Source organism: Halorubrum halophilum, from assembly GCF_000739595.1.
GTDB lineage: Archaea > Halobacteriota > Halobacteria > Halobacteriales > Haloferacaceae > Halorubrum > Halorubrum halophilum.
The window spans coordinates 18,070-29,731 of the sequence record NZ_BBJP01000065.1 but is presented as its reverse complement, the minus strand read 5'-3'; the positions used below and the strand labels follow the sequence as shown (position 1 = coordinate 29,731).

8 protein-coding genes and 2 pseudogenes are annotated in these 11,662 nt (G+C 61.2%); 5 read left to right on the top strand and 5 right to left on the bottom strand.

Annotated features, from left to right (window positions below; translation table 11 throughout):
- The first annotated feature begins 252 nt into the window (after positions 1 to 252).
- The 5 genes and pseudogenes from ACP96_RS15250 to ACP96_RS19960 form a co-directional block, all read left to right on the top strand.
- A complete protein-coding gene (locus ACP96_RS15250) occupies positions 253 to 1,428 on the top strand; it encodes an enolase C-terminal domain-like protein (protein WP_050033971.1) in 1,176 nt (391 codons plus the stop codon).
- Positions 1,425 to 2,522: a Gfo/Idh/MocA family protein gene (locus ACP96_RS15245; protein WP_050033970.1), complete on the top strand. Its 1,098-nt coding sequence runs from the start codon at positions 1,425 to 1,427 to the stop codon at positions 2,520 to 2,522. The genes ACP96_RS15250 and ACP96_RS15245 overlap by 4 nt, the downstream gene beginning before the upstream one ends.
- Positions 2,523 to 2,916: 394 nt before the next feature.
- Positions 2,917 to 3,669 (top strand): annotated as a pseudogene (locus ACP96_RS19650) (SDR family NAD(P)-dependent oxidoreductase).
- Positions 3,670 to 3,703: 34 nt separating this feature from the next.
- Positions 3,704 to 4,789 carry a zinc-binding dehydrogenase gene (locus ACP96_RS15225; protein WP_050033966.1) on the top strand — a complete coding sequence of 362 codons (1,086 nt, stop codon included), beginning with the start codon at positions 3,704 to 3,706 and terminating at the stop codon, positions 4,787 to 4,789.
- A gap of 518 nt (positions 4,790 to 5,307) precedes the next feature.
- Positions 5,308 to 5,585, top strand: a pseudogene (locus ACP96_RS19960) (LUD domain-containing protein); the annotation flags it as partial.
- 73 nt (positions 5,586 to 5,658) lie between these two features.
- On the opposite strand, the gene ACP96_RS15215 reads toward ACP96_RS19960, so the two are convergent.
- From ACP96_RS15215 to ACP96_RS15195, 5 genes are all read right to left on the bottom strand, one after another.
- Positions 5,659 to 6,585, bottom strand: a complete 927-nt coding sequence (locus ACP96_RS15215) for a D-2-hydroxyacid dehydrogenase (RefSeq protein ID WP_050033964.1) — start codon at positions 6,583 to 6,585, stop codon at positions 5,659 to 5,661.
- Positions 6,586 to 7,733: 1,148 nt separating this feature from the next.
- Positions 7,734 to 8,477 carry an SDR family oxidoreductase gene (locus ACP96_RS15210; RefSeq protein ID WP_050033963.1) on the bottom strand — a complete coding sequence of 248 codons (744 nt, stop codon included), beginning with the start codon at positions 8,475 to 8,477 and terminating at the stop codon, positions 7,734 to 7,736.
- Positions 8,478 to 8,860: 383 nt separating this feature from the next.
- The gene (locus tag ACP96_RS15205) at positions 8,861 to 9,979 is read right to left on the bottom strand and encodes a UxaA family hydrolase (protein ID WP_050033962.1); all 1,119 of its coding nucleotides are present in this window, start codon (positions 9,977 to 9,979) and stop codon (positions 8,861 to 8,863) included.
- Entirely contained in the window at positions 9,976 to 10,281 is a 306-nt protein-coding gene (locus tag ACP96_RS15200) for a UxaA family hydrolase (protein ID WP_050033961.1), read from the bottom strand. The genes ACP96_RS15205 and ACP96_RS15200 overlap by 4 nt, the downstream gene beginning before the upstream one ends.
- Positions 10,278 to 11,465, bottom strand: coding sequence for a UxaA family hydrolase (locus ACP96_RS15195; protein ID WP_050033960.1), 1,188 nt, complete (start codon positions 11,463 to 11,465; stop codon positions 10,278 to 10,280). Before ACP96_RS15195 ends, ACP96_RS15200 begins: the two co-directional genes overlap by 4 nt.
- Positions 11,466 to 11,662 lie beyond the last annotated feature (197 nt).

Here is an 11,662-nt window from a genome sequence, read left to right as displayed (position 1 = left end):
ACCACAGCACTACCAACCGCGAGAGGTGGTCGTCATTGGAGAGATCGTCCCAGCTCATCGATTCCACCTCGAAACGAAGACAGCAGGGCTGACGGGATGGTCTCCGCTGCTCGGAGACCATCCCTGAGGATGTAGACTGACTCCCTGCTGGCAGACCATGTGTCTGTCATAGGCCACCACCTACGAGATAGTGACGAAATCAGACGGGGCTAAACACGTACCTTTATTAAATATGCCACATAAGCCTGAATTGTGAGCCCAACAATCACACGTATCGAGAGTGTCGAATTTTCCTACCCGCTGGAGGACGTAGGCACGGATGAATCGGGATTTAACATCGTGTACGACCCCGATTCAACGATGGAACGGAAACTGTTTGGCCTCCGGATCCACACCGACGAGGGTGTCACCGGCGAGTATGTCGGCGGCAACTCCCCCGGCGCGGCGCAGATCAACATGTTCGCCGACTACCTGATCGGCAAGAATCCGCTCGCACGAGAGAAACACTGGAGCGAGATCAAGCGTGCGCTCCGGAAGTACGACCGGATGGGTATGGGTCCGGTCGACATCGCCCTGTGGGACTTCGCTGGTAAGTACCATGACGCGCCGATCCATGAGTTGCTCGGCACCTATCGGACGGAGTTCCCGGCATACGCGTCGACGTTTCACGGCGACGAGAACGGCGGACTTGACTCGCCGGAGGCATTTGCCGACTTTGCTGAGGAGTGTCTCGATCGGGGGTTCGAAGGATTCAAGATCCATGGGTGGGGCGGAAGCGACGTTTCACGGAATATCGACCGCGAGGTGGCCAACGTACACGCCGTCGGCGAGCGCGTCGGCGATGAGATGGACCTGATGCTCGATCCGGCCTGCGAGTACGAGACGTTTGGAGATGCGCTCACAGTCGGGAAGGCCTGTGACGAGCAGGACTTCTTCTGGTATGAGGACCCGTTCCGTGACGCCGGGATCTCTCAGCACGCCCACCGCAATCTCTCCGAGAAGCTTGACACGTCTATTCTCCAGACCGAGCACGTCCGCGGGCTGGAGCCACACGCGGATTTCGTCGCCGGCAACGCCACCGACTTCCTACGGGCCGACCCCGAGTACGACGGTGGCATCACCGGCGCCATGAAGATTGCCCGCGTCGCTGAAGGGTTCGGTACCGACGTGGAGTACCACGCGCCTGGGCCGGCTCAGCGCCACTGTCTTGCGGCCACGCGGAACGCAAACTACTACGAGCTCGCGCTCGTCCATCCGGATGCCCGTAACCCGATCCCACCGGTGTACGCGAGCGGCTACTCTGACTCTATCGACGCGGTCGACGATGAGGGCCGCCTGCGCGTTCCGGAGGGACCGGGGCTCGGCGTTGAGTACGACTGGGAGTACATCGAAGCGAACGCAACCGGTAGTAGGCACGTCTACGAATGACGTACAGAGCAGGGATCATCGGAACGGGAGGTATCGCTGGCATGGGAATCCTCGGGATGCACGACGAGGAGGCAATCGGCACGGAGAAGATCGACGCAAGCCACGCGGGCGGCTACCAGTTGACCGACGGGATCGAACTTGTCGCCGTCGCCGATATCGACGAAGAGAATCTCAAATTGTTCGGCGACGCGTGGGATATCCCAACAGAGCACCAGTACGTCGGGCACGAGGCAATGCTCGACGCCGAGGACCTTGACGTAGTCTCGGTATGTACCCCGTCGTATCTCCACCACCGTCATGTCGTTGACGCGGCGCGATCGGATGCCGATCCCGACGCAGTCTGGTGTGAGAAACCGATCGCTTCCTCGGTGACAGACGCCGAGGAGATGATCGATGTCTGTGCGGAGACGGACACCGAAATCGTCGTCAACCACTCATTTCGCTTCACAGACAAGCTCCGCACGCTCCGCGAGCGCCTGCGGGAGGATGACCTTCTCGGCGACATCCGCTCTGTGAGCGCGCAGTTCCGGATGGAACTGCTGCGGAACTCCACCCACCTCCTCGACACGCTCGTGTACCTGCTCAACGCTCGCGCGGAACGTGTGAGCGGCTACATCACTGGCGAAAACGAAGCGGTTGATTCGCTCGATGTCGACAGAAAGGTCGACGATGCTGGCGGCGGCGGCTTCGTCGTGTTAGACGACGGGACGTTTGCAACCATCGACTGCACGGTTCCGCGGGAACCGTCGTCGATGATGCTGAACTTCGTCGGTACCGAGGGGAAGCTGTACATGAACAACGATGACGGGGAGTGGCGGTACTGGTCGCTCGAAGACGGCGAGCACGTCGAGAAACCACTTCCAGGGATCGAGGACGCATGGACGTGGGAAGACGACTATAAGGGGTCGTTCGCGAACGCTGCGGCTCACCTCAAGGATCTCCTCGATGGCACAGCCGAGAACCACTCGACGGGTGAAGAGGCCAAGCGCTCGCTCGAGATCATTGTCGCCTTCTACATCTCTCATTACACGGACGGACAGGTCTCCGTTCCACTCAACCGACCGCTCCGCGACGTGACAATCACCTCCTGGTGAGTGTCCGGCGAGACCTGCCCTTTCGAGATCGGTCACCCTCTTTTTCGTCACCTCAGTGCCGATCGTCACCTCCGAGACGCGTCGTCGGGCACGCTCGATACTCCTCGACGGTCACACTTGGTACGTGTCGATCATCCTCGTCGAGATCAGCGCCGTGTTTGAAGTAGTGTCGGCACTCGCGAACCGATTCCCAGTGTCTCCAGCCGAGCAGCTCCGCGACCAGCCGAGAGGCGAGTTCCCTCGGAAGTCCCACAGCGCGAGGTCAACGCCGCTTATTGCCGGGTACGGGACGACCGACTGGGTACGTCCCCGGAGAGCGGCGGACCACAGAGGAAAGCTTATGATCCAAGCGCTGGATTGATCGATCGTGCCACTAGAGCACACACAACGACTGATGATCGTCATCGGCAAAACGGCGGTCGTCCTCGGCCGGACAAGAGAAATCGGCAGAGCGATCACAGTCGAGTTCGCCAAGGAGGGAGAAAAGGTCGTCCCGGCGTCGTGGACGGAGTCTAGCGTCGCCGCAACTGCGGAAGAGATCTGTGAGCGAGGCGACGACGTGATCGAGGTAACCTGCGACGTGACTGACTCGGCGTCGATCGCGACGCTACGTGGGCAGACAACTGACGCATTCGGCGGCGTGGATATCGTCGTTAACTCGCCGAGCAGCATCGCGCGGAAGCCTGTCACGGAAAACACCGACGGGACTGGGACCGCGTTATGAGCATCCAACTTCGAAGTTCCGTCAAGGCGGATAAGGCTGTTCGCGGAACGGATGGACGAGGGAACCGTGATCAAGATCTCCTCTGCGTCTGCCGAGTCGGCCATCCCGAATCTCCCAGTGTACTCGATGGCGAAGGGAGGCATCGACTCGTTCACACGTGTCGACGCCGACGGGTATGGTCTCGATATTTGGCTCAACGCGATCCGTCCCGGGCTCGTCGTCATCAAGCAGACGGAGGGTGTCTATACGGGTGGAGACCCGCGATACGAGACGATCAAGACCCGGACTACCGACGAGGGGGTCGTGTAGCCCAAAGAGATCGCAGATGCGGTTGTCTACCTCGTAAGCGACGCCGCCTCGTACACGAATGGCGAGAGACTCACGATCGACGACGGCTTCCTCACCGCGAAGTTCGACGAGTGACGAGCGACAATAACGAGCGACACACACATAGATCATGACAATTGGACAAGTCACGTATCTCGACGGCCCCGAATCGGTACAGCTGAAAGCGTACGACCTACCCGCACCGGACGACGGCGACGTGCTTGCGGAGATTGTCCGCGCGAACGTCTGCGGGTCCGAACTCCACATCTGGCGCGGCGAACATCCTCACATCGACAACGGTGTCCTCGGCCACGAGGCGCTATGTCGCGTGGTCGAGACCGGCGGAGAGGTCCGCGATAGCGCCGGAAATATGCTTTCTGCGGGCGATCTGATTGTCCCCGCATACTTCGCGACGTGCGGCGAGTGCGTGCAGTGCGGGCGCGGAAACCACCAGTACTGTGAGAACGCCTACAAGTACTGGTCGCGGTCGCCTGACGAATGGCCGCACTTCCACGGCACGTTCGGGACGCACTACTACGTCCACGAGGACCAGTACATGTACCGCGTTCCGCCAGACATCGACGAGACGGCGGCCGCAGCGGCCAACTGCGCGCTCTCGCAGGTGATTCACGGCCTCGACGAAGTCCAAGTGACGATGGACGAGACCGTCGTGATCCAAGGCGCCGGCGGACTGGGGCTGAACGCGGCGGCGGTCGCGACCGAGATCGGAGCGGAGACGATCGTCGTCGACGGCGTCGCCAAACGGCTCGAGCGGGCCCGGGAGTTTGGCGCCGACCACACGATCGACCTGACCGAGTACGACACGGTCGAAGCGCGGCGCGACCGCGTTCACGAACTGACAGACGGGCTCGGCGCGGATGTCGCCGTCGAAGTCACCGGCGTCCCGGCTGCCCTCGACGAGGGGTTCCAGCTTCTTGGGAAGGGTGGACGATACCTCGTGATGGGGAACATTATTCCCGGCAAGGAGGCGACGATTGACCCCGGACGAGCGGTCCGGAAGTCGATCAACGTGACGATGACGATGCGGTACGCCCCCACACGACTCAACGATGCGCTGACGTTCCTCTCGAAACACGGCGACGACTACCCGTTCGGCGAACTCGTAGACGCGTCATACCCGCTCTCCGATGTCGACAGCGCCCTGCGCGACTCTGCGAACAGGGAAGTCACGCGGGCTACGCTCGTCACCGAGTAACACGTTCGTGTCTCCTGGGTTCGTCCAGTTCTCGTGCATCGTCGCGAACTCCTCGCTGCCGATCTGATCTTCCGTCTCATCTATCAGCGACACCGCTAGGACAACGAACCCCCGTGGACCACCAGTTAGTCGATCGAGACAGACGTGCCTCGCAGAGCACCCGCATACTGAGCGCGTCGGCACGGATCGCGACGCTTCAGCCGAGCGTCTCCAGACCGACGACCCAGACGGAGGACCCGAAGAGTATGAACGGTTCGTCCCCTTTTGGACGCTCCCAACTGCGTCATTCTGTCGCGACCAGAACTCATAGAACCGGTGCACGAATGAGATCATGTATCAGAGTATTGTCTCGCGACCGCGTCACCATCGATACCTGTGCTGTTTGTCAGGTCGATGTCGCGCTTGCGGAGTTCCCCGAACGGGAACCGATCGATGCCAGCCTTGATATCAGCGCCATCGAGAGGAGCGTCCCCCTGACGAACCGAGTCATGCTCAATCAAGACCGCCGTGACGAGCCGATTGCCTACCACAGCCGCTGCCAGCGGCGTACCCTCGGCGTTGAGGCCTTCACGGAGGCTGTCCTCGAAGACTGTGGGTTCGACGTCGTCACCTCGGATGGCGAGTGCTGTAGGATGGCGGAAAACGTCGGGTACAAGTCCAAGTACTACGACTCTCGATGGATTTCCGTGAGTGACTCTACGACCAGTTTGCGGACCAGGACAAGCGAACGCTCGTCGCAAGCGGGATGTCCTGCACCGAGCAGATGAACGACCTGTTCGCACGCGATGTCAGCTAAGCTGTACCGGATCCGATGTGCGTATCACCTCTCCTTGGCGGCATTCGCGTTCCCCATCCCGCCACAGTCCGTCTTATTCTGGCGTCGCGACGGTGTTCTCTAGATTTCGATATTCGCCAGTCTCGTCGACAGTTTCGAGATTCCGCTCGAGGATGTCCGCACAGCGCTCATAGTACTTGGGGGTACCTCCTGCCATGTGGGGTGTGATGTGGACGTTGTCGAACGACCAGAGCGGGTGGTCCTCGGGAAGGGGCTCGGGGTCAGTGACGTCAAGGGCGGCGCCGCCAAGTTTGTTTCTCCGCAGCGCGTCGAGGAGGGCGTCGGTGTCTACGACGCCGCCGCGTGCGACGTTCACAAGGACGGCGTCCGGCGCGAGCGTCGTGAACACCGCATCGTCGATGAGCCCCTTTGTTATCTCGGTGAGCGGGCACGCGAGTACGAGGTAGTCTGTTCGAGCGAGCGCCGCCTCAAAGTCCGGACCATCGAAACCCACGACTTCGCCTGTAGGGCTGTCCTTCTCGGGCGAATGCCGCACACCAATGGTGTCAACGCCGAACGGGTCGAGGCGCGCAACGATACCCTTCCCGATGGCGCCGAGGCCGACCACCGTAACCGTTGACTCTTTCAGTTCGTTCGCCTGGTAGTGCTCCCAGTGCGGTTCCTGCTGGCGGCGCCACCCCTCATCGAGGCGGCGCGCGAAGACTAGTAGATTGCCGAGCACTTGCTCGGCTATGTTTGAGACATGGACACCCGACGCGTTCGTGACAACGGTGCCGCGCGCAGTGATGTCTTCGAGCGGTAGGTGCTCGTAGCCCGCGGTGATACCGGCGAACAGGTCGAGGTTCTCTGCACGGTCGAGCAGTTCCGCATTGAGGGTCTTTCCTGTTACGATATTCGCGTTGCAAATCGCGTTGCGCTCCGCGCTCCGGGTACGCGCGAGGATGACGTCATCCTCCGGGCGGCGTTTACGTATCGCGGCTGCGAACTCACTCATCGGCATTGCGTGTGTCCCTTCGCGGAGTACGAGTATTGTATGTTCTCTCACGGGTGTTTCTCTGTCGAGAGATACATAATTATACCGACGTTGGTAGGGAATACAACCTTGCAGTCCACGTACGCTTTTTGCGTAGCCGACCGGATGAGTATCGACATCGTCTACGATGCTCTCCGCGCGATCGGCGTCGAGATGCTCGCTGTAGGCAGTCGGTATAGAGGAACTCTACGTCGACACCGGACTCAATGGCGATCGTGCTGGCCTCGCGCCCGGTGGCCGCGAGCCGATCGCTCCGGAGGAGATTGGCGCTGTAGCAGTCGGAGGCATCGATACCGTCAAACACCTATTTGCCGCGGAATACCTTGGTCAGCAGCCATCGTTACTAGCACAGGGCAGACCGTCGATGTCGGTGATCTATTCCAATTCGGCCGGCGTCCAATCTTTCGCGAGAAAGTTGCTTCCCGTCCGGTTGATGCCCAGCGGTTCAGCGCCTCCCATCTACTCTGTAGGAACCAAATGGTGTACTCAACGGTGTGGTCGTAGAGACGAATCTCACCGACGAGTGGCGAGGGTATGAGGCCCAGAGATCACGTTCTTCTATCCAGAACACACAGTACTGCTATGTATTGATCGATCAGTATGCCAAATATCCGGTGCGAACGACAAAGAAGGCCCTTACGCTGATCGAGTAGCTGATGGACAGCAAGCCTTCGGGATGACAGAGCTGGCCGCGAACAGTGGATCATCGTTCCATAATACAGAACAGAATCTATACAGCATTTAGGAACTGATTCGAGAGGATTCAGCGCGGAAAACATCGAAATTGGTGGGTTCTCGTGAATTCCCATTACAGTAGTACGGATGTAATATCACCGTGGCATCGAAGTTTGAGTGTTCTCTTTTCCAGAACAGAAGAGGATTCTGGCGGACAGCTCTGCTGCTGGTCGCTCACGCCATAGCCGTACGCCTGCCAACCGCTGTCCGCGTACAAAACTTCGCCCGTGACGACGTTATTTCGGCTCACAAGGAACAGCTCACTCGGCTATTTCCTTGACTGAAGACGACAGTGAGCACACGGGGCATCCACAAGCGGAAAGCGCCTGCCGAGTGTGATATATAGACAACACGTTTCGTCCGCACAAGGTCCGAGCCCGCTACCAGTTCTTGAACTTGTCTCGGCGGTAGAAGTCAAGTTCCTGAACAACGTTTGGGTTCTCCTGCTCGGCGGCAAACGCGATGGCCTCGGCGATGTCCTGGGCCGTTGCGGCGTCGTCAGGATCGAGCTGGTCAGCGAGAGCCTTGCCGTCCTCGCTGCCGAACTCGGTGAGCACTTCAGTGGGGTTCACCGACGTGACGCCGACTCCCTCCGTTCCGGCGTTGGCCTGTATGCTGAGCGCCAGGCCGCGGGTCCACCACTTTGTCGCCGCGTACACTGGACTCGCCGGGCGGGGGTACTGGCCCGACATGCTCCCGAGGAATATCAGATTCCCCTCCGATGCCTTGAGATGTGGCATCGCGGCGCGTGCAACGTAGAACATTCCGTCGCAGTTCACCGACATCATCTGGCGGTAAGCGTCAAGATCCAACTCCTCGATAGTCGTCTCTTCGCGGCCGAGTCCCGCGTTGTTCACCACGACGTTGAGCGCACCGAACGACGAGACCGTGTCCTCAACCAACTCCGAGACGGCATCGGCGTCGGTCACGTCGGCAGGACGGACAAGGACATTAACGTCGTGTTCGTCTTCGATATCATCGGCGAGCGCTTCGAGGCGTCCACGACGACGCGCGCTCACGGCGACGTTCGCGCCGCGAGCCGCGAGTTCCTGCGCCGTTGCCTGGCCGATTCCGGAACTGGCGCCAGTGACGAGGGCGACAGAGCCAGAAAGAGTCTCACTCATACCAACCCAAAGGAACGACAGGAACTTAACTATCGGGTGTTGCGGGAGCGCCACGTTTACCCGCAGCGAGACGCTTCAAACGTCCTATCACGGCGGTTCAGTTTCAGTCCAGAGATGAACCGCGACGCGACTTCAATTGATCCTAAACCCTGCAAATAAGTATTCACCTCGTCTAGACATATATGGAGAGTGACAATTCCTCCCGAGTTCAATGGCTCACCCCGAAGTCCAATCTCGCTCCACGAGCGACAACTCACTCCATGCGATACGTTCGCTGAGGCGCTCAATTTGAGACAGAGACACTCTGAAGTTGAGTGCCTCATCCTCAAACTTAAGACGGCCACATTTCGACCGCTCGTTGTTAGTTCTACTCTTGTGAGAACTCACATCGAGGGGCCGATCCGGGTGATTGCGAACTCGGAGAGACCGTGGGACTCCGTGCAGGTCTCCTGCCCGCCTGCGACGGCGAGGAGCGCGCGTTCGAGGTCGTCGGCGCTCGCCTCTCGGGCGTTAATATCGATGTCAGCGGGGAGCGCTTCAAGTGTCTCGACGTCGCCGGAGATTTTCAGAACCGGCACGATGGGGTGACCTGCGGGCACGCCCTCGGCCGTGACGTGGACGACGATGTGTGCGCCCGCGGCGGCGAGAGCTGTCGCGGCTTCCTCGAATCTCGAGGGAGCGTCCACGACAGCGAGTCCCGAATCGTGGGGGGCTTGCTCGCCATAGGAGAGCACGTCTTGTATCGGGTTTGTGCCGAGTGCACCCAGTGTCGCGTCGGCGTCGGCAGACGCCGCGGCCCGACCGACGGCGTTCGCACGGGAAGGGAGACCTTCGTGGCGCTCAAGCATCGCATCTATGTCGTCAAGCGTGGCAGGCGCGGAGCGCTGGCGAACGGCATCCGGGTGGGCGGCGAAGCGCTCGTTGCCGGCGACGACAGCGCTCCCGCCAGCCGCGACAACGCGGTCGACCAACTCGGCGACGAGCGGGTCTGCGTGTTCGATCGTGGAGTCGTCGAGGTCACCGACGACGACGCCGACCGTCAAGTCGTCGATCGACGCGGGGGCAGCGCGGGTCGAGTCAGCGTTGCGCGCCAGTTCGGTCGCGGCGGCCGAGCCTTCCTTGATACAGGGGCCGGTACCGCCCACACCTTGGATCGAGAGTTCGCGAACCGGGAGGCCGCGTTCGTCTATCGCCGCGGCGACCTCGTCGCTCTGGACGTGTTCACAGCCGAGACCGACGACGACGGTGCCGGCGATGTTCGGGTTCGCGGCCGTGCCAAGGAAGGTCTGCTCAGTCTGTTCGTTGTCCGCGCCCAACTGGGCGCAGCCGTGGTCGTGGGGCGTAGCAACCGCTCGCGGGGACTGTTCGGCGATCTCCTCGGCGACGAGATGGGAGCAGATGACGGAAGGCAACACGAGGATGCGGTTCCGGACGGCGACCCGGCCGTCAGGGCGGCGGTAGCCGTCGAAGCTGTTCTCCACGAGAGAGTCGGAACGGCTCACTGTTCCACCCCCGCGAGGTCGCCGCGACCACGTGTACTCTCGGCGTTGTGCGTATGGACCCACGCACCGGGCTCGACGGGTTTGGTCGTCCGCGCGATGACCTCACCGTACTTGTACACCTCGTCACCCTCGGCCAGCGCCTCGAGAGCGAACTTGTGGCCGAAGGAGATGTCCTCGAGCAACTCGATGTCTAGGCCCTCCGCGTCGATGGACCGGCCGGCTTCGAGGTCGTCGAGCGCGGTTGCCACGTTGTCCTCGGTGGTGAGTTTGAGTCCCACGCCGTCGATGACGATGCCCTTCATCGACCCACCCCCGATCCCGCGATCTGTTTGGGTTGGACCTCGTTCACCGCGAATTCTTCGAGTCCGCGCTTCTCCGCCTCGGTATGCTGGCCGTCAGCGACGGAGAGCAGTGTATCGTAGAGGCGTCCGCCGACCTCCTCGACGGAGTCGCCATCAATGATGGTGCTGGCGTTCACGTCCATGTTGTTCGACATCTTCTCCCAGGTCTTCGGATTACCCGCGACCTTGATGACGGGTGCGATGGGGTTTCCTGTGGTGCTTCCGCGGCCGGTCGTGAACGCGACGACCTGCGCGCCACCAGCGACTTTTCCGACGACGCTTTCGACATCGTAGCCGGGAGTATCCATCAACACGAGGCCGCCACCGGTCGGGAGCCGCTCGGCGTACTCGACCATCCCCTCGACCGGGGTGGTGCCGCCTTTCGCGATGGCGCCGAGGCTCTTCTCCTCGATCGTTGTGAGTCCGCCCTCCTGGTTGCCTGGCGTGGGCTGGGCACCGCGCAGGTCGACGCCCATCATGTCCGCCATCTCCTCGCGCTGGGCGACGCGTTCGAGCAGGCGCTCGCGGAGCTCGTCGTCGACGCACCGCTCGGCGAGGATGTGTTCCGCACCGATGAACTCCGGCGTCTCGCTGAAGGAGGCGGTGCCGCCGTCCTCGATGAGGCGGTCGGAGGCGTTCCCGACCGCGGGGTTCGAGGCGATTCCGGAGGTGGCGTCGCTGCCGCCACACTCGGCGGCGAAGATCAGTTCGCTTGCGTCGGCATCCTCGCGACGGGCGAGGGAGGCCTCCTCGTTTAGATCTTCGAGAACTTCCCTGGCGCGCTCGACCGCCGGTCGAGTACCGCCGGCGTCGCGTATCGAGAGCGTCTCGACAGCCTTCCCGGTCTCGGCGATACGGTCGGCTAGCTCCCCGGCGTCACTCTCTTCTGTTCCGAGTTCGACGATGAGAGCGGCGCCGACGTTCGGGTTCTGTCCGATCCCGACGAGGACGCGTTCGGTCTGTTCGCGGGCCTCGGCGGGCTGGGAGGTCCCCATCTGGTGGGGAGTCGGCTTCGCCCAGGCACCAATCTCGGAAGCGCCGCGCGCGATGCTCGACGCGGCGACAGAGGTCGGGATGACGGCAACGTGATTTCTGATGCCGACGCGCCCATCAGCGCGCCGATATCCGTTGAAAGTCGAGACCATAGCTGTTCATTCCATATTGGGAGGAAATAACTCTTTCTCTGGGAGTATGGGATCGGCGGTTGGCCTCGAGTACGCCCCGCGATGGCAGCTCCACCGGGTTTCCGACGAGTCTCGTATCGAGTTCGCTATCACACACTTCGGCCCACCCATGTAGGGACGGCGCTCGAGATGATGTCAGAATCTTTTTGTACTAACAG